This is a genomic window from uncultured Eudoraea sp. (genome assembly GCF_947490415.1).
Taxonomy (GTDB): domain Bacteria; phylum Bacteroidota; class Bacteroidia; order Flavobacteriales; family Flavobacteriaceae; genus Eudoraea.
This window is the reverse complement of the sequence record NZ_CANLGX010000003.1, coordinates 115,077-135,555: the sequence shown is the minus strand read 5'-3', so window position 1 is coordinate 135,555 and position 20,479 is coordinate 115,077. Positions and strand designations below refer to the sequence as shown.

The 20,479-nt window shown below is 41.2% G+C and carries 15 protein-coding genes; 12 read left to right on the top strand and 3 right to left on the bottom strand.

Annotated features, from left to right (window positions below):
• Positions 1-132 precede the first annotated feature (132 nt).
• From Q0874_RS08855 to Q0874_RS08835, 5 genes are all read left to right on the top strand, one after another.
• On the top strand, positions 133-912 hold the full coding sequence (locus tag Q0874_RS08855; RefSeq protein ID WP_299162009.1) for a DUF6090 family protein: 780 nt from the start codon (positions 133-135) through the stop codon (positions 910-912).
• Positions 913-1,286: 374 nt separating this feature from the next.
• Entirely contained in the window at positions 1,287-2,714 is a 1,428-nt protein-coding gene (locus Q0874_RS08850) for a M20 family peptidase (RefSeq protein WP_299162008.1), read from the top strand.
• 186 nt (positions 2,715-2,900) lie between these two features.
• On the top strand, positions 2,901-4,355 hold the full coding sequence (locus Q0874_RS08845) for an aminotransferase class V-fold PLP-dependent enzyme (protein ID WP_299162006.1): 1,455 nt from the start codon (positions 2,901-2,903) through the stop codon (positions 4,353-4,355).
• A 108-nt stretch (positions 4,356-4,463) separates the two neighbouring features.
• The gene (locus Q0874_RS08840) at positions 4,464-6,191 is read left to right on the top strand and encodes an amidohydrolase (RefSeq protein WP_299162004.1); all 1,728 of its coding nucleotides are present in this window, start codon (positions 4,464-4,466) and stop codon (positions 6,189-6,191) included.
• A 200-nt stretch (positions 6,192-6,391) separates the two neighbouring features.
• Positions 6,392-7,144, top strand: coding sequence for a DUF6090 family protein (locus tag Q0874_RS08835; RefSeq protein WP_299162002.1), 753 nt, complete (start codon positions 6,392-6,394; stop codon positions 7,142-7,144).
• A gap of 198 nt (positions 7,145-7,342) precedes the next feature.
• On the opposite strand, the gene Q0874_RS08830 is transcribed toward Q0874_RS08835, so the two are convergent.
• Positions 7,343-8,641 (bottom strand): serine hydrolase, encoded by a 1,299-nt coding sequence (locus tag Q0874_RS08830; RefSeq protein ID WP_299162000.1) that lies wholly within the window; start codon positions 8,639-8,641, stop codon positions 7,343-7,345.
• 370 nt (positions 8,642-9,011) lie between these two features.
• On the opposite strand from Q0874_RS08830, the gene Q0874_RS08825 reads away from it, so the two are divergent.
• Positions 9,012-10,265, top strand: coding sequence for a nitrate/nitrite transporter (locus Q0874_RS08825; protein ID WP_299161999.1), 1,254 nt, complete (start codon positions 9,012-9,014; stop codon positions 10,263-10,265).
• Between the two features lie 138 nt (positions 10,266-10,403).
• Positions 10,404-11,150 carry a DUF6090 family protein gene (locus Q0874_RS08820; protein ID WP_299161998.1) on the top strand — a complete coding sequence of 249 codons (747 nt, stop codon included), beginning with the start codon at positions 10,404-10,406 and terminating at the stop codon, positions 11,148-11,150.
• 38 nt (positions 11,151-11,188) lie between these two features.
• Here the strand turns inward: Q0874_RS08820 and Q0874_RS08815 are convergent, their stop codons facing one another.
• A complete protein-coding gene (locus tag Q0874_RS08815; protein ID WP_299161997.1) occupies positions 11,189-11,320 on the bottom strand; it encodes a hypothetical protein in 132 nt (43 codons plus the stop codon).
• Between the two features lie 470 nt (positions 11,321-11,790).
• Entirely contained in the window at positions 11,791-11,940 is a 150-nt protein-coding gene (locus Q0874_RS08810) for a hypothetical protein (protein ID WP_299161996.1), read from the bottom strand.
• Positions 11,941-12,370: 430 nt separating this feature from the next.
• Here Q0874_RS08810 and Q0874_RS08805 point away from each other — a divergent pair, with 430 nt between their 5' ends.
• From Q0874_RS08805 to Q0874_RS08785, 5 genes are read left to right on the top strand one after another with little or no spacing between them, the layout of a single operon-like run.
• The gene (locus tag Q0874_RS08805) at positions 12,371-14,749 is read left to right on the top strand and encodes an arylsulfatase (protein ID WP_299161995.1); all 2,379 of its coding nucleotides are present in this window, start codon (positions 12,371-12,373) and stop codon (positions 14,747-14,749) included.
• A 30-nt stretch (positions 14,750-14,779) separates the two neighbouring features.
• Positions 14,780-16,051, top strand: coding sequence for a DUF1254 domain-containing protein (locus Q0874_RS08800; protein ID WP_299161994.1), 1,272 nt, complete (start codon positions 14,780-14,782; stop codon positions 16,049-16,051).
• A gap of 10 nt (positions 16,052-16,061) precedes the next feature.
• A complete protein-coding gene (locus Q0874_RS08795) occupies positions 16,062-17,552 on the top strand; it encodes a DUF1254 domain-containing protein (protein WP_299161993.1) in 1,491 nt (496 codons plus the stop codon).
• Positions 17,553-17,581: 29 nt separating this feature from the next.
• Positions 17,582-18,994 carry a DUF1254 domain-containing protein gene (locus Q0874_RS08790; RefSeq protein ID WP_299161992.1) on the top strand — a complete coding sequence of 471 codons (1,413 nt, stop codon included), beginning with the start codon at positions 17,582-17,584 and terminating at the stop codon, positions 18,992-18,994.
• 27 nt (positions 18,995-19,021) lie between these two features.
• The gene (locus tag Q0874_RS08785) at positions 19,022-20,476 is read left to right on the top strand and encodes a DUF1254 domain-containing protein (protein ID WP_299161991.1); all 1,455 of its coding nucleotides are present in this window, start codon (positions 19,022-19,024) and stop codon (positions 20,474-20,476) included.
• The last annotated feature ends 3 nt before the right edge of the window (positions 20,477-20,479 follow it).

The window sequence follows — 20,479 nt, the reverse complement described above, 5'->3', positions numbered from 1 at the left end:
AAGAATTCGAAGAAGGGCGCAGCTATTGCTAGCATATTTGAACAATATGATGTAGAGGGCATGCCTAACCCCTTTGAATAAATTAATAGAGAATTCAGTAACTTGGTAAAGTAACCGACTACAATACTTCGCATGATTAAATTCTTTAGAAAAATCAGACAACAGTTACTAACTGAAAACCCGCCTGCCGGGCGGGCAGGTAAATTCAGCAAATATTTGATATATGGGATAGGCGAAGTTGTTCTAATTGTTATTGGAATTTTACTCGCTTTGTATTTAAATAATATCAATAGTGAACAAAAATCAAAACTTGTTGAAATTGAATTACTTAATGAATTAAAGTCTAATATTAATAGCAGTATTAAATCATTTGAAAGAACACTTGAATGGGAACGGGAATATCTGGGATATAATTTACTGATCTTAGATTATTTAGACAATAAAAAGCCTTTCGATGACAGACTCCTCAAGCCATTTGCTACCTATTTTTGGACGGTTTCTTCAAATCCAATTTCAGGTGGTTACACCTACTTAAAATCAAAGGGAATCGATTTAATAACCAATGATAGTTTACGAAAAAACTTGAGCGTTTTATTCGAAAATGAATACCTAATCATTAAAGAGGAAAATCAAGTTTGGGCAAATAATTTACAGCAAAATATTTCTTATCCCTATCATGTCAGCCACTTCCGGAGGTATTTTTTGAAAGATAGTATTTCAGGAGATATTGAAGTGGCAAAACCCTTTAACTATAATGCCCTGATTTATGACAATAAATTTAAAAGTATTAACGCAGAAATCATTTCAAATAGAAATTGGAATATTAATAGCTTACAGGACTTAATTATCAAATCAGAAGTTGTTGTGAAGGAGATTGAAGACGAATTGAAGTTTTTATATGATCAAAAATAACGGAAAGCTAACAACATCTATAATTGCTCTATCTCAAACCATTGGAATTCCTTAATGGATAATTCAGTAACCGGGTAAAGTAAATACCAACTAGTACTTCACATGATTAAATTTTTTCCTCAAAATATACCGGCAATTCTTGGCTGAAAATAAAAAAGGAAATTTTTAAAGTATACCATTACAGAAGGTTATCAATAGCCTTGTTTTCTTTAGTAGCCACTGTGATCAGTTTTTTTTTAACCATAGGAACTGTAACCTTAAAAGTCTAGGAGATTTTATATAACTTGTCGCGATAGAAATCCTGTATGTCTATTATTGGAAAGTTTCAGGTTTCTCATCAAAAACTAACCAGGTCTATCCTTTAAAAAACCATAATGAAGAAAATTATCTTTTTACTCTTGGCAATACTGATTGTAATTGCCGGTATTCTCGTATTCAATACACTCTCTTTAACCTCCAGACAGGTAGAACCAGAATCATTGGAAAAACTTGATATTCCGGACTCAGTTTTTCAAAACCTATCCAGGGCGGTCCAATACAGGACGATTTCCTTTAGCGAAGATGCAATCCCAGATTCTACAGCCTTTCATGGTTTTCACCAATTTCTGGCAGATACATTTCCGCTCATCCATGAAAATCTTTCCCTGGAAAAGATTAATGAATACAGTTTGCTATACAAGTGGGAAGGTTCAGATGCTTCCAAAAAACCAATAATACTTATGTCGCACCAGGACGTTGTGCCTGTAGATCAGCCTACCCTCAAAAACTGGGAGGCAGGTCCTTTCGAGGGGAAGATTACAGACACCCACATCATTGGCAGGGGGACCCTGGATGACAAAAGTTCCTTAATAGCGTTAATGGAGTCTGTGGAAAAGTTGTTGAGTGAATCATTCACTCCTTCACGGACCATTTACCTTGCCTTCGGACACGACGAAGAGGTTGGAGGAAAAAACGGGGCTGGCAAAATTGCAGCCTATCTAAAGGGAAAAGGTGTTAATGCAGCCATGACCCTGGATGAAGGTGGTTTTCTGTCAGAAAGCATGGTTGAGGGAATAGACAAACCAGTAGCCAGGGTAAACCTGGCAGAAAAGGGGTTTGCGTCCTTCCGCCTCATTGTTGAAACAAATGGGGGACATAGTTCGCGTCCTCCTAAGGAAAATACTATAGGAATGCTGGCTCAGGCCATTGTGGACCTGGAAAACAATCAATTGCCTTATAAACTCGTAGAACCAATCAACTACCAGTTCGAATACATGGGAGCTGAACTCCCCTTTATGGAAAAATTGACTTTTGCCAATCCGTGGTTGTTCAAAAATAGCATCCTGGAAGATCTCAATGCTCATACCACCACGGCCCCAACAATTATTGGAGGCGGGGTCAAAAACAATGTGATACCTACTGTGGCTGAGGCTACCATGAACTTCAGGATTTTGCCCGGGGAGACCATAGAAACGGTAAAGCAGCATATACAAAATAGTATCAGCGATAAAATCAGGGTGGAAACTGTAGGTTTTCTAACCAACCCCTCCCCTGTTTCCAAGATTGATTCTGAGGCGTATAAGACACTGGAAAAGACCATTCGATCTATGTTTCCCAACGCTGTCGTGGTCCCCGGACTTGTAGGCGGCGGTACAGATGCCCGTTATTTTTACGACATTTCCGATGATGTTTACCGGTTTTACCCTCTTCGGATCACTCCCGAGAGTTTTACGCGGTTTCACGGTATAGACGAAAAGATCAGCAAGGACAATTATAAGGAAATAATTGAATTCACCTACCATTTGATCAGGGAATTCAATTGAAATAAATCAGGTTTTGGAACTTTATAGATTCTGGTAAACGGATAACTACTGCTTAACATGATTATATTCTTTAGAAAAATAGAAAGACGCTCCTGACTTAAAACCCGATTATTGCTTTCGCATAGCATAAGCGAAAAAAACCGGACGGGCAGGTAAATACAGTAAAAAATAGTATTAGCTTATTTTATGGAAGAACTCTTTGATAATTTTGAAACCCTGGATCCCAAAGACTGGGAAAAGTCTAAAGCTTTAATGCACCAGATGGTTGATGATGCTTTTAATTACACTAAAAATGTAAGAGATCGAAAAATTTGGCAGGAAATGCCGGAGAGTGTTTTAGATACTTTTAAATCGGGCTTGCCCAAACAACCAAGTGATGCAGAAGACGTTTATAAAGAACTTCAAAAAAATGTCTTGCCTTACCCAATGGGGAACCTGCACCCACGCTTTTGGGCCTGGTATATGGGCAGCGGTACTATTTCTGGCGTTATGGGCGATTTCTGGGCGTCTATACTTAACCCAAATTTAGGAGGTGGTAACCACGCGGCGCATAAAGTTGAAGAACAAGTTGTTGACTGGATAAAAGAAATTGTTGAGTTTCCAAAAACCGCCAGCGGACTTTTGGTAAGTGGTGGGTCTATGGCCAACTATGCGGCATTGGCGGTAGCCAGAAATGTAAAGGCAGGTTATAATATCAGAGCTGAAGGCCTCAAAGAAAACAACCTGGTTTTTTATGGTTCTACCGAAATCCACAGTTGCAATACAAAAGCTGTTGAGCTATTAGGCTTAGGAACCAAAGGCCTTAAAAAAATAAAGGTGAATGACGATTACACCATAAATATTGATGCACTAAAAAAACAAATACAACTCGACAAGGAGGCCGGATTACAACCTATTTGTGTTGTTGGCTCTTCGGGTACTGTTAACACTGGCGCCATTGACGATTTAGAAGCGATCGCCGATATCTGCCGGGAAGAAAACCTATGGTTTCATGTAGATGGTGCAATTGGTGCCATAGCAATGCTGTCCCCGATAATTAAACCGCAATTAAAAGGTATTGAGCGTGCAGATTCTGTGGCTTTGGATTTGCACAAGTGGTTACATATGCCTTTTGAGGTTGGTTGTGTTATAATAAAAGATAGTGAAGGACATAAAGATACCTTTTCTTTAATTCCGGAATATTTAGAGAAAAATACTAGGGGCCTGGCCTCCGGCGAAAATTGGTTTAGCGAATATGGCTTGCAACTCTCAAGACGTTTTAGGGCACTAAAAGTATGGATGTCATTAAAAGAGCATGGGAGCGAGCGTTTTGGAAGAATGATATCCAGAAATGTGGATCAGGCCCATTATCTGGGAGCCCTTGTAAACCAACACCAGGATTTAGAACTCATAGCCCCCATTGGCATGGACATTGTTTGTTTTAGATACAATCCCGGTGCGCTATCGCTTGTTGAATTAAATGCACTGAATAAAGAAATTAAATTACAAATTGAAGAACGTGCCATTGCCCTTCCCGGCTACACCACAATTAGTGGTATGTATTGCATCCGCTGTGCTATTTCCAGCCATCGTGTCACCAATGAAGACTTTGATGAATTGGTAAAAAGTGTATTGATTATTGGGAAGGAGCTACTCCCTTAGTTCGTTCATTTTAAAGTAATTACCCATTTACGCCTTTTAAGTACTTGCTGCAACCCTTATTTTAAGTTAGAAAGCAGTAAATTTAGTTTTCCTAAAAAACCAATAATTATGAGATTACAAAATGCTATTTACTGTAGTGTAACACTACTCGCACTTCTTATTACTTCCTGTTCTGGTCCAAAAAAAGAAGCTGCTACCATACTCATTTATGGTGGCCCTATTTATACTGTCGATACCATTCAATCAACCGTAGAGGCCGTAGCTACAAAAGACAATAAGATTCTTTTTGCAGGAAGCCTTGCAGATGCCGAAAAATACAAAGACGAGCAAACACAGTTAATTGATTTAAAAGGCAAAACCATGACTCCCGGGTTAATAGAAGGTCACGGTCATTTTATGGGATTAGGATATAATGAATTGAATCTGGATCTCATGAATACTACGAGCTATCAGGAAATAATTGATGCCGTAGCCGCTGCTGTTGAAAAGGCCGAACCGGGGGAATGGATTACAGGGAGAGGATGGCATCAAAGTAAATGGACCAAAATGCCTTCTGATACCGTAAATGGCTTTCAAACACATTACAGACTCAGTGAGGTTTCTCCAGATAATCCAGTGTACCTGGGCCATGCCAGTGGCCATGCCGGTTTTGCTAATGCCGCTGCGATGGATATTGCGGGTCTGCAAGTTTTACCCAAAGACGGTATCAACAAATTTGAGGTAGAGGGTGGTGAAGTAATGCGCGATCAGCTGGGAAGACCAACAGGTATTTTCAATGAGCGTGCCCAGGGTTTGATAACCAAACATATTCCCGAAAGTACCCCTGAGAAAGATGCCAAAGCTTTTGAATTGGCCATAGCCGCTTGTCACAGAAACGGTATTACCGGTTTTCACGATGCGGGTATTGGAAGAGAGACTATTGCTTTATATGAAAAAATGAAAACCGAGGGTAAAATGAAAGCCCGTCTTTATGTGATGCTCACAGGTTGGGACAAAGAATTACTTAATGAATGGTATGAAAAAGGTCCCTTAATAGATTCTGCCCATTTGCTAACTATTCGCTCGGTAAAATTGAATTGTGATGGAGCTCTGGGCTCTCGAGGAGCGTGGCTTTTAGAACCCTATACAGACAGGCCCGGGCATTATGGTCTCGAAACCTTGCCTATGGACTTTGTGAAAGAAACCGCATTGAACGGATTACAAGGTGGTTTTCAGGTTTGCTCACATGCCATAGGCGACAGGGCCAATAGAGAAATACTAGACCGCTATGAAGTTGCTTTTGATGAATTACCTGACCTGGCAACCGATCACAGATTTAGAATCGAGCATGCACAGCATATACATCCGGATGATATACCGCGCTTTGCCCAGTTAGGTGTGATACCTGCCATGCAGGCAGTACACCTGTCTTCTGACAGACCATGGGCCATAGACCGCTTGGGCGAGCAACGAATCAAAGAAGGAGCTTATATGTGGCAGGCCTTATTAAAAAGTGGCATCCCGATTGTAAATGGTACCGATGTGCCAGTAGAACCTTTGAATCCAATAGCCAGTTTGTATGCCAGTGTTAGTAGAAAAACCTTAAATGGCACGCCGGAAGGCGGTTATGAACCGGAGCAAAAAATGACCAGAGAGCAGGCCCTTAGATCCTATACTCTGGATGCGGCTTATGGCGCTTTTGAGGAAGACAATAAAGGTTCTATTACAGTAGGTAAATTAGCCGATTTTACGATTTATAACCAGGATTTAATGACGGTAGCGGAAGAGGATTTCTTAAATACGGAAATAACCATGACCATTTTTGATGGAAAAGTGGTGTATTCTAAAGCTGAATAAATCAATTAGGTTAAATGATGAATATCTTTCAGGAAAAAGCGTCAGGAAGGCAGAATGAAAAAGTCAACAATTAGGCTTTTGAGTGATGAGCCAGATGAGGCGAGGCAAAGCAGACTTTTTTAGCAGGTTATATCGAAAGCTATGGGCCAGATATAGTGTTTGGATATCAGCCTGCAGCGCTGGCGTTAAAAGTAAAAAGTATGATAAAGTTTCTTAAACGAATCAGATACAACCTTATGGACAAAAATGAAACCGGAAAGTATTTAAAGTATGCTTTGGGAGAAATTGTATTAGTCGTCATTGGTATTCTTATTGCACTGCAGATCAACAATTGGAATGAGTTTAAAAAGGAACGAAAACAGGAACGAAAAGTATTAATAGAGCTTTTGACATCCTTAGAGCATAATTACGATAGAATGATTTCAGATTCTATAAACAGATCAAACTGGAACAAATCAAGCGATATCGTTATCAATTCTCTGGAGAAAGGGACCGCCTACTCAGATACTATGAATAAACATTTTCAGGATGCCCGAAAACCTGGAACAAATCTTTCATTGTCTTATGCCGGTTATGAAGGTTTGAAAAATGTTGGCTACAATATAATTACTTCTGATACACTTAGAAAAAATATTATTGAGCTCTTTGAATTAACTCATAAGACTTTGCTGGAAGAAATGGAATATTTTGAATCTTTCCAACCAGATAGACAAGCTCATATTGACAGGTTATTTAGTTACGAGCATGATAAATTTAATCCAAATAAACCTTTTAATGTCCCCATTTATCCAAACAATTACACTGCATTATTACAAGACCCAATATACTTGCCCATGATTAAATCGGTAACGGTGCAAAGAAATGTGATCGCTGTATTGCTATATAACAACCTAAAGGAGACACAAAGAGTGATTTCAATGATCAAAAATGAACTAAATGAACTCAAACATTGATTAACTTCTTCAGAAAAATCGGCAGAAAAATTCCTGACGATAATAAGACTTTTAAATACCCTATGCTATTGGAGAAATAATACTGGTGGTTACTGGGAGAAAGAAGTGATTAGAACTGCCAACAGCCCATTAAATGTTTTTAGTAATGCTTCTAATTTTGGGGATTAAGGGTATAAAAATTTGAACTCAATGCACTGCTCATAGGTGCGTAATGTTGCTTGGGCTGTTGTTCACCGCGAGTTTGGCAGTAGTTTGGTCATATATTGCCTGAACAATCCTGTACAAATCGGGCATTACTGTTTTTGCGAGCCGGGAATTATTGTTTAAAAGCACGCAAATCCCTAGATCAGCTTCAGGGTAAACCGCAATTTCATTTCTGTAACCATTTACGCTTCCACCATGGTGCCAAATGGTTTTTTCCTGATAAGTATCCTGCTCAGCAAATTTATGGATCCTCCATCCAAAGCCGTAATAGGATGATAAGTGTCCCGGCCAGCGCTGGTAATATTTACTATGCCCTTTAATTTCAATAAAGGGGTTAAAAGCTTCTTCTAAGGCCGACTTGCTCATGATCTCCGGGTTATGTCCCAGCAAAAATCGAATCCATTTGCCCATATCAAGGGCACTGGCATTGATACCTCCAGCCGCTATGGCATTGTAATAATGGTCATTAAGTTTTTTTGGTCTCCATCCGTTTCGCCTTTTTGAATGCGGCATTGCAACATTTTTTTCATGTGCCAGGGTTTCATAATCCATGGTGGTAGAGCACATTTCCAGTGGCTTAAAAAATCTATTCTCTAAAGATGTGCTAATGTCCTGGCCGGTAGCCTTGTACATCATCTCTCCGGAGAGGGCAAAAAGGGCATTCTGATAGCTATACATTAAACCCGGGTTACTGATTGGGGTTACGTCTTTGAAGCGTTTTGCAATATCTGTCAATGACAATCCGGCTTCTACAAGATTGGTATAACTATGGTAAGGCGCGCCCGAAGTGTGTGATAAAATATTGGCCAGCGTAATTTTAGCGGTATTACTTTTGTCGCCCAACTGAAATTCCGGAATATAATCGCTAACCTTATCTTCCCAATCCAATTTGCCTTCATCCTTTAAATCGGCAGCCAATACTCCGGCAAATCCTTTTGAAAGGGACCCGAGTCTAAATATCGTTTGGCCGTCAACGCCTTCATTTACGTTAATATTTCTTTTACCAAAGCCATCTGAAATTACAATCGAATCTCCTCTTACGATGCTCACCCCCGCTCCTACTATGTCACCGGATGCAATGGCCTTATCAAAATATGCCTGCACAGCAACTTTCAATTCTTGTTGTTGCGATTTATATAGTTGTGCCGCTCTTTGATCGGCTAAAGTTGTTTTTAGCTTGTCAGTTGTATTTTTTGACTCTGAAGAAGATACAGGATTATTGGCGCTTATGGTTAGGGCATAAAGCGTAATAATTAAAATCGCAGTGCCTACCAGGATTTTAAATCTATGCATAGGTAAATTATTGTATGGTATAAAGTGTGACAGGATGAATATAGGATTATTTAACTTATTAACCCATTAAAGGCGTTATTATTATGTATTTCATTGTTTTTTATATTGTGGAGTTCTTAATTAATCTAGCCAAACGATCCTCTTTCCCATAAATTATAAATTACATCCCGATAGTTTCTCCTTCGTAATACTATGGAGAAGGAGCTATCGGGACCAAATTCTAATGGCCCGGTTATTGGACATAATTATTTAGAATTTGAGATTTGAGATTTGGTGCTTGATGCTTCTATAGATAATTCAGTAACTTGGTGAGCTAACCGCCAACCATCCTTGCAATGATCAACTTCTTCCCTAAAATCCGCCAAAATCCATGATTCAAAAAAAAGCACCCTGGCACTTCCTGTTTCTACTCATTTTGGCCGGAGAGTCTGTATTTATCATTCCATTTGTTCTTGCTCGAGTCTTTAGGCCTACAGTGCTTGAGGCGTTCAACCTGGATAATGTACAGTTGGGAATATGTTTCTCTGTATATGGTATAATAGCCTTGCTATCCTATCTCTTTGGAGGTCCTCTGGCGGATAAATTTCCACCAAGAAAATTGATTGCACTGGCTCTATGGATGACAGCCTCAGGAGGTTTGGTCTATGCAACTTTTCCCGGTTATACAGTATTAAAAATACTTTATGGTTATTGGGGTTTTACAACTATTTTCTTATTCTGGGCTCCTATGATCAAGGCTGCCAGGGTCTGGGGCGGGTCTTCTTCCCAGGGCAAGGCGTTTGGATTTTTGGACGGCGGACGTGGCCTAGTGGGGGCTCTGTTCGGAGCTATGGGCGTACTTATTTTTTCACTCTTTATTAATGCTGAAGTTGCAGAAGCGACCCTTTCTGAAAGCAGAGCAGCCTTCAGGTACGTGATACTGGTATCCTCAGGTATCGTTGTTATCGTAGGCCTTTTGGTTTGGTTCTTTTTGAAAATGGACCCCAAAGCAGAAAAAGAGATCATCCTGGAAAAAATAACGATATCGCAAATAAAAGAGGTGCTGCGTTTACCTTCCGTGTGGTTACTAATGATCATTATTTTATGTGCCTATGTAGGTTACAAAATCACAGATGTGTTTTCACTCTATGCCCGGGACGTAATGCTGTATGACCAGGTGCAATCGGCCCAGGTAGGCACTTTTTTGTTATTTATTCGCCCAGTCATTGGGGTGCTCATTGGGGTATTGGCAGACCGCACAGAAACTACCTACTGGTTGGTCGTTAGTTTTGTAGTTTCATTCCTCGGGGCATTATTGTTCGCTACTGGTATTATCTCAGATTCGTCCACAATATTGTTTTTTGTATCTATTTTGGTCGTGGCGACCGGAGTGTACGCCGCACGTTCTCTGTACTTCGCAGTGATGGAGAGGGGTCAGATTCCTTTGGTACTTACAGGGACCGCTGTTGGGCTTATTTCGCTCATAGGCTATACGCCGGATATATTCGCAGGACCCGCCATGGGATTTCTCTTAGAGAATTCGCCAGGTGAAGTTGGTCATCAGCATGTATTTTGGATGTTGGCTCTATTTTCCTTTATAGGTGGTATCGCCGCCTGGTATTATTTCCGATGGTATGGAAAGTAGAAACAGCATTGATGGATGACAAAGCGAACCGAAGCTAAATCCCCTGAGGCCACAGTGTAAGGTATGGAATTAAATCAATCGAATACTTCCATAAATAATTCAGTACCTTGGTTAAACAACCACAAACAACTACTGCACATGATTAAATTCTTTAGTAAGATTCGTCAAAAATTACTGACTGAAAACCAGTCTAACGGACGTGTAGGCAAATTCAGCAAATATCTGCTTTATGCTATTGGCGAAATTGTATTGGTGGTCATCGGGATCCTTTTTGCCCTGCAGATCAACAATTGGAACGAGTTTAAAAAGGATAGAGTTGTCGAAAATAAACTCTTAATTGAATTAAAAGAAAACCTAAACACCAACCTGGTGCGCCTTAAAAATGAAATCCAAAAAGAGCACAATTCCATAGCTGAAATCAATTTAATTGTTGACCATATCGATCATAGGCGAGCTTATCATGATTCACTGGACACTCATTTTCGACAAGCATTTTTATCACACGATATTGTACTTTCCTCTTCAGCTTTTGAAGCTATTAAATCGAAAGGATTTGAAATAATTGATTCAGATTCCCTGCGAAAAGATATTATTGACCTGTTTGATGTATCATACTCCAACTTGATTAGTGAAACGGTAAGACTTGAAGATCTATTTTGGCCATCTTCCGTACTACCTATTCTTCATACCCATTTTCGATGGGAGGGAAATACTACCAAACCCGTTGATTATGAAGCACTATTAAATGATAAGAGATATACAAATATGATCACGAATAGGAGGCATTTCCGAAAATTAGCTGCTCTGAAAAAAAGCGAATCTTTGCTTCGAACAAAAGCCTTAATAGCACATATTGATAGTTATTTGGAATTAGCAGAAGATTAAAATCCTATCCCAACAACCGCCGAATGCTGGTGCGAGCATCATGCTCGTTTCTTGTCCCAACCATCCTTGCCTGTCCAGGCTCCCAATATGGCATGGGAATTAAATTTGAAGTAGAAGGTTAGAGGTACAAAGTCAAAGCTACTTCGTATTTTCCACCTCTTACTGCGCATTTCATATTTCGTATTTCGTTATTCCCCTAACTAGCGCAAGCGTCACGCTCGTGTCTTGTCCCAACCATCCTTGCCTGCCCAGGCTCCCAATATGGCATGGGAATTAAATTTGATTTAGAAGGTTAGAGGTACAGGGTCAAAGCTACTTCGTATTTTCCACCTCTTACTTCGCATTTCATATTTCGTATTTCGTTATCCCCCTAACTAGCGCAAGCGTCACGCTCGTGTCTTGTCCCAACGATCCTTGCCTGTCCAGGCTCCCAATATGGAACGAGAATTAAATTTGAAGTAGAAGGTTAGAGGTACAAAGTCAAAGCTACTTCGTATTTTCCACCTCTTACTGCGCATTTCATATTTCGTATTTCGTTATCCCCCCAATTAGCGCGAGATTCACGCTCGTGTCTTACCCCAACCACCCTTCCCTGTCCAGGCTCCCAATATGGAACGAGAATTAAATTTGAATTAGAAGGTTAGAGGTACAGGGTCAAAGCTACTTCGTATTTTCCACCTCTTACTTCGCATTTCATATTTCGTATTTCGTTATTCCCCCAACTAGCGCCGTCGTCACGCTCGTGTTTTATCCTAACCATCCTTGCCTGTCCAGGCTCCCAATATGGCATGGGAATTAAATTTGAAGTAGAAGGTTAGAGGTACAGGGTCAAAGCTACTTCGTATTCTCCACCTCTTACTGCGCATTTCATATTTCGTATTTCGTTATTCCCCCCTGCCAGGGCGAGCGACCACCACGTGCCTTATCCCAACAATACTTGCTTATAAAGGATCTGTATTTAAGGGCCTAACTTAAATGACTCATATGATTAAAGTCATATTAACACTATAAAGCAAGGTGTATTTTTGAAGATGTTTTTAGCAGCTTACGACTAATTTAAAGAAGGAAGACTTAAAGCCAACTTATCAATATATTGATTAATTGGTTACAACATTCCATCAATTGATGGCAATTAAAATATCCCTTGGGTGGTGAGCCTGGATTAAATTGATTTAATAAAAAAACAATCATTTAAGATACAAAGAAACTTGAAAAACTTAATGTATTTACTCGGACTAATGATCCTTATTTTAGCTTCTTGCAACCCACAACAAGAAAATGCTCAAAAATCAGAATATCCATCGGATGGTAGTGTTCTGCCGTTTCCCGAACCACCATCAGCCAGTGTAGCCGGAAAAACCCTAGCCGATTCAAAACATCAATGGCGTAAGGCAGAAAATCATCTTCCGGCAGATGCCCCCAACATTGTAATTTTTATGACGGATGATGCCGGTTTTGGAAATCCAAGCACTTTTGGAGGTCCAATAAATACCCCAACAATGACACGTTTGGCTGAGTCGGGAATTTCATACAATGCCTTTCATACTACTGCGATGTGCTCACCCACAAGGGCTTCCTTATTAACAGGGCGAAACCATCACCGGGTTGGTGCAGGACAGATTGCCGAACTGGCTTCCGATTGGGATGGTTACGTGGGACTAATACCTAAATCAACCGCTACCTTCTCTCAGGTCCTTTCCTATTATGGCTACAATACAGCTGCATTCGGAAAGTGGCACAATACTCCGGTAACAGACATCACCAAACTGGGGCCTTTTGACCGCTACCCAACAGGATTGGGATTTGATTATTTCTATGGATTTCTGGCAGGAGAAACCTCCCAATATGAACCTGCATTGTTTGAAAACAACAATCCGGTGCAAGCACCTCATGATCCCAAATACCACTTAACAGAAGACATGACGGAAAAAGCTATCGAATGGTTGAGAACTACTAATACCATCAACCCGGGTAAACCCTTTTTTATATATTTCACCCCGGGTGCCGTACATGGGCCTCACCATATTTTTAAGGAATGGGCCGACAAATACGATGGGAAGTTCGATGAAGGTTGGGAAGCCCTTCGATCTATGACTTTTGAAAAGCAAAAAGAAATGGGTTGGATTCCTGAAGATGCTGTTCTGAATCCATTGGCGAAAGGGATGCAAAAATGGGACGATATTCCTCAATCACAGCGTGAATTCCAAATCCGTTTAATGGAAATTTATGCGGGTTTCCTTGAGCATACCGATGTCCAATATGGTAAAATTGTAGATGAACTGGAGCAACAAGGATTGCTTGAAAATACCCTTATCATTTATATCAATTCAGATAATGGCCCTTCGGCTGAAGGTATGAATGGAACCATTTCTGAATTGTTGGCTCAAAATGCCATGCCTTCCACTGTTGATGAGCAAATCGAAGTGCTCAACAAAGTGTATGGCGGAATAGAAGTATTGGGCGGACCCAAATTAGAAAACATGTATCATCATGGCTGGACCTATACGGGCTCAACACCTTTTCAAGGCACCAAACTGGTAGCCGCTCACCTTGGGGGAACCAGAACCCCTATGGTTATATCCTGGCCTAAAAAAATAAGGCACGATGGCAAGGTTCGTTCACAATTTCATCATGTAAATGACATAGCAGCCACTATTTACGAAATTCTTGACATTGACCCCCCTGCTGTTGTAGACGGATTTGAACAACAACCCCTTGACGGCGTATCCATGACCTATACCTTTGATCAGCCGGAAGCAAAATCAAATAAGAAAACACAATATTTTGAAATTCTTGGCAGTCGGGGTATCTATCATGAGGATTGGTTTGCAGGCACTTTCGGTCCCAGAGCACCATGGTCAACCGATATAGAAGGGGTAATTAACTGGGAACCTGAAAATGAAGTTTGGGAGCTCTACAACCTTGAAGAGGACTATTCTCAATCAAAAGATTTAGCTACTCAAAACCCTGAAAAACTAGCTGAACTAAAATCACTTTTTGACAAGGAGGCGACTGACAATCTCGTATACCCAATTGGCGCATCAATGTACACGGTGTTTTTTCACCCCGAAGAATTACCCTCTTCAACACTTACAGAATGGTCGTTTTATGAAGGTCAGGATCGAATCCCTGAGGCAATGGCTCCCAAATTTGCGAGTGGGCGATCTAGTTTAGCTTTGATTGATGCTGAAATTGGTGAAAATGCCGAAGGAGTGCTTTTTGCCCTTGGCGGAATTTCTTCAGGCTTTACGGTATACATGGATAAAGGATTTTTAAAGGCAGAATACAACGCCATGACCATGAACCGCTACAAAATTACATCTCAGTCAGCACTTCCAGTCGGTAAAGTAAACATTGAAGTTGAAACCAGGTATGACTCAAAAGAGCGCATGGCTCCGGCTACCATAACTTTACGTTTAAATGGGGAACAAGTTGGTCAGGGACGTATTGATCGCTCTGTACCTGCTGCCCATACCGCCTCTGAAACCTTTGATGTTGGCGTGGATTTGGGCTCACCGGTGTCATTGGATTATTATGATCGGGCGCCTTTCAGGTTTAATGGAAAGATCAATAAGATTGATATCAAGTATTTGAATTAAACCGTTGTAACAAATTAATAAAACACGAACATGAAAAAACAAGGTCTGATTTTGATAGTGGTAATAGTATCCTTTCTAGCCTGCAAAAACTCAAATGAGAATCAACAAAATATTAATCTTAAAGACACTGCATATGAAGCTTTTATATATGCATATCCATTAATGGAACAAGTAAAAACTGTAAATGGTATGTTCGAGTTTATGGGCTTGAAGCCAAACATACCTGCTATGAGTGATAGGTTTCCAATGGAAAATGTGGGGCAACCCATTGTCGCGCCAAATTTAACCTCTATGACCGGCGGGCTTTTAATCGATGTTTCCGGTGGTCCGGTTACCCTTGAGATCCCAGAGGTCAAAGACCGATATATTGTTTACCAGTGTGTTGATGTCTTCACTCATAATTTTTATTACATGGGTACTCACGCAAACAATGGCGAAGGCGGTCGTTTCACTTTTCACAACAAGCACCAGGAAGTACCGAATGATGGTTCCACGCCTGTCTTAATGGAGGGTGATCATGCCATGATTATTATCCGTATCGACATTAAAGACCGTAGTGAATTAGAACGCGTAAGAGCCATACAAGATGCTATCAAAATAGTTGCTGCACCGGAATCATCTCGTGATTACCCAACTTATGACAAAGAAAAGGCCTTCTCCCCGCAGTTTGTAGAATACTTAAATGACTTGTTGATTGAAGTACCTGAATCAGAAACTGAGTTATTTGAAAAGTTTAAAGCCATTGGAGTCATGAACAAGGTTGATTTGAATGAGGGGCAACTGAAACAAGTTCAGGCCGGTATAGATTCAGCAATTGTGGTTATTGATAATGAATCAAAAAACCTGGAAGTTGGTAACGGCTACTTTAGTGCCACCGAAGTTTTTGGCACCCGTGAATTTTTAAATGGAAATTACCTGGGCAGAGCGGCCGGTGCCCATTTTGGACTTTGGGGTAACTCAAAAGAAGAAGCCAATTACTTTATGCTAAAAACCGAAGGTGAGGGCGAAATAACTTTTGGTCCGGATGAGTTGCCTCCCCTTACAGATATTGGATTCTGGTCTTTAACAGTGCACGATGAAAACGTGCATGTTAAAAAGAACGAATACGATTCGTACGTGCTTACCATGGATAAAATGCAGTTTGAGGCTGACGGTTCTTTAATATTGAAGATTTCGTCCAAGCCAGAAGAAGGCAACTGGCTCTATACGCCCGGTGGAAAGATGGTCATTCTAATCCGAGCTTATCAGGCCGATCCGGATAAGATTGGAGACTATGTACCACCGCCATTTAAAAAATTATAAATCATTAGATATGAAAAACTTAGCGAAAATCGCTTCACGTATAAAAATCATACTATTTGCGATTGTAATACTCTTTTTTGCTTGTAATCCTGCTCCTAAAACAGAAAGACAAAGTGAGCTATCCTCTGAGGAGGCAAGGAGCATTGCCAAGGAAGCATTTCTATGGGGTATGCATCCTGTAGCTATTTATCACCTGCGCTATAATTATAGCCAGAATGATTTAAGTCCGATTAAAGTTGGTTTAAACCGGATTGCGTGGTTCAGGAAGCCTCTGAAGGCCCTTCCAAAGGTGGCGACTACACCGAATGCCACTACGCTTTATGGCACCGGAATGTTTGACGTTTCAAAAGAACCAATGGTCATTATAGTACCTGACATTAAAGATCATTATTGGAGCGTACAGCTTTTTGATAATTATGCACGCTGGGGACACATGATCGGTAGCCAGTTTAATGCACCAGGTAAAGTTCAGCGTTTAATTCTTGGCCCCGATTGGAATGGTTCATTACCGGAAGGTTTCTCCGGTGCAGATGTTGTCCAATCAAAATCAAACTTTGTAGGTGTATTAGCGCGTGTCGCACTTACAGATAATACAGACGCAGAGTTGAAGATTGTCAACGGTATCCAGGATGGTATCACAGCTATTACGCTGAGCCAATGGAATGCAGCTGGACGGAAGTTAGTTAGGGCAGAAGATGTTCCGGGCACCGTGGCCGATTACCCCACTTATCCAGGTATGGAAACTGTAAAAGAACCGGGGAAGTTGGCAGGGGTAGAATTTCTACGATGGGTTGGTCTGGTGCTCAACGATCCTAGTTTTACCAAACAAACAGATGGACATAAGGAGATAGAGGCATTTAAACGCTTCGAACGTTTAGGCTTAAAAGCCGGAGTTTCCTTTGATCCTGATCAATTTTCTCCAGAAATAGTAACCGCCATTGAGGAAGGTATTGAAGAAGCAAAAAATGATATTCAGGCCTTATCTGAAAAAGGTGTTGGATTTAACAAGAACGGTTGGGATTTCACCAGTGATTTGGACTATAAGGACACCGACTGGTTAACACGGGCGTGCTATGGGCTGATCGCAGTTCTTGCACCGGTACCTTCTCGATCCCATACGGGTTCACTTTGTATCAAGGATTCTGAAGGAAGATTGTTAATGGGCGAGCACAACTATACCATCACCTTTGATCTGGATAATATGCCTCCGGTCACTGAGTTTTGGGAAATGCCCCTGTATGACAACGCAGGTTACTTTGTAGACAACCCACTGGATCGCTATTCATTGAACAGTTACATGCTTGAGCGGGGCCAGCTTCACACAGAAAATGGGAAATTGATCATCTATGTTCAAAGAGAAGAGCCTACTGATCCCAATAAGAAAAAAAATTGGTTACCGGCTCCTGAACAAGGCTTCCAATTTGCCGCCCGATTTTATGGCGCTTACACACCATTGATTGATGGTAGTTACAATATGCCCGGTGTGGTGCGTGAAGATTAATTTGATCTGATAACAAACAAAAATAAAAAATGAAGAAATTAGCGAAAATCATCCTGTTTACGTTTGTAGTAGTCGTTACAGCATGCAATACAGGCACAAAAACAAGCGCGCAAAATCTATCCCCAGATGAAGCTAAAAACCTCGCAAAAGAAGCTTGGCTTTTCGGTATGCCATTGGTGATGTTCGAGAAACAAATCGATTACAGCACCCATGTGACACAACCAGAGGAAACCCGGGCACCGATTAACCAATTTGTTCACTATCGAAAGTTCGTCGACGCTTCAAACCGCTCTATTGTCGGTTTCAACGTAGACAACCTCTACTCGCTCGCTTGGATCGACCTCAAGGCCGAGCCGCTCGTGCTTTCCGTACCGGCCATGGGGGATCGCTATTGGATGATGCAGATCGTCGACGCCTGGAATGGCGTACCAGCAGCACCTGGTTCTCGAACGCTCAGTGGCGACGACCCACATGTCTTTCTCATCGCGGGGCCAGACTGGAAAGGTTCAGTTCCTGAGGGAATGGAGCTACTTCGCTCACCCACCAACCTCGGCGGCATAGGTGGTCGTACCTATTGTTCGGGCGACGATGACTATGCTACTGTCAACCGGATTCAGGACGAGTACAAACTAACACCTTTGTCTGCTTGGGGCAAGCCTTATGTTACTCCTGCCAGCGTACCGCTGAAAGATGGAGCTGATGGCAAAACCTTAGTCAACGAGCAGCTGATGGCGCTTAATGCTGAACAATTTTTCAGCAACCTCAATCGACTCCTGGCGACGAACCCGCCCTATGCAGAGGATGATCCGACGCTGGAAAAGATTCGCATGCTCGGCATCGCTCCAGGTATGCCATTCTCCACCGAAGGACTCACTGACGATGTTGTCGCGGCTCTCGAGGAGGGAGTGGCGCAGGGAAAAGCGTCCATGGCGGCAGAGATGAAAAATCTTGGCAAGATGGCCAATAATTGGGGCCTAACCTATGACATGGGGCGCTATGGTACTAAATATGCGTATCGTGCCGCATGGACTTTCGTCGGCATCGGCGGAAACGTTATCGAGGATGCCTTCTATCCACTCACGATGAAGGATATTGACGGCAAACAGCTCAGTAGCGAGCACAGCTACACGCTGACTTTTGAGGAAGGAGCTTGGCCACCAGCTGCTGCATTCTGGTCCTTAACTATGTATGATTTGGAAGGGTACCTGGTAGATAATCCATTGAATCGATATGCGGTTGGTGATCGAAGCAACATGAAGCCAAATGAAGACGGATCCTTAACCATTTACATCCAACCTGAATCACCGGGTGCGGATAAAGAAGCTAATTGGCTGCCAGCTCCAAAATCGGGAGCATTCAAAGTAGCATTGCGTTTATACGCTCCTATGGAAAAAGTGATTGACGGTTCTTGGGTACCACCAGGAATCGCACCTCAGAAGTAGCTAAATTCGAAATAAAAAACAACGAAATTGAAAAAATTAGCAAAAATCAGGTTACGAATAAAAATATTATTATTTGCACTTGCAATACTTTTTACGGCATGTAATTCTGTAGAAAATAAAAAAGCTAAGCTTTCACCAGATGAAGCAAGAGCCATTGCCAAAGAAGCCTATGTATATGGTTTCCCTATGGTAATGAACTACAAAACAATGTATAATTACACATTGAATGAGCAATCGCCAGATTACAAAGGCCCCATCAATCAAAAAAGTTGTGAAGCGCGTTTATACACTCCCAATGATAAGGCCGTGGTTGCGCCAAATTCCGACACACCTTATTGTATGTTTTGGATGGATCTGCGAGACGAACCACAGGTCATTTCGGTACCGGAAATGGAAGCTGAAAGGTTTTACCATTTTCAACTGATAGACTTATACACGCATAACTTTGCCTACATAGGTTCTTTAACAAACGGAAACAAAGCCGGAAATTACCTGATTGCCAGTGAGGGTTGGAAAGGTGAAAAACCTGAAGGGGTTACTGAGGTCATCTATTGCGAGACGGACTTGTTTTTTGTGGTGGTTCGTACCCAATTAATGGATAACAACGATCTGGAAAATGTACAGGCAATTCAAGATTCGTATGAAGTTCAAAGCTTAAATAGTTTTTTGGGAGAAGCACCTATTGTTACCGATAGAAATGAAAATGCATTAGTATGGCAAGATGGCGATGAACTAACCCCTAAGGCATTCACCTACTTAGACTACATGCTGAATCTTACAACACCGGTTGAATCTGAAATGGAGTTAAGAGCCAATATTGGCAAGCTGGGAATTGGCACAAAAGAAGGATTTGACATCATGCGTTATGACCAGGAAACACAAGAGGCGATTCAATTAGGCATTGAGGAGGGACTGAAAGAAATGAAGGCGTTTGCTGCGAAATATAGTAAAGACCCTTTGACAAGTTCAAGAATTTTTGGAACCCGTGATTTTCTAACAAAATCCGCGAAAGAAAATTATGACATGGATAACTTCTATGTTTTACGTTCTATCGCTGCGTTTCTTGGGCTTTATGGCAATTCGGGTGAGGAAGCCATCTACCCGGCTTATTTAATGGAAGCACCGGATGTTCCTTTTAATGCTGCAACGAATTCTTATACACTCACATTTCCAAAAGATCAATTGCCTCCTGTAAACTTTTTTTGGTCGTTGAGTATGTATGATGGCAAAACACAATTGTTTGTAAATAACCGGCTAAACAAGTATTTGATCAACTCGGGTTCGTTTAATGACTTTGTGTTTGGAGAAGATGGTTCATTAACGCTGTATGTTCAAAAAGACTCACCTGGAAAAGATTTGGAGGCCAATTGGCTACCTGCACCTGACGGTCCGTTTTTATGCATCATGCGCCTTTATGGTCCCAAAGAAGCAGCACTTTCGGGTGAGTGGGTGAACCCTCCATTGGTTAAAGCAAATAATTAAAAA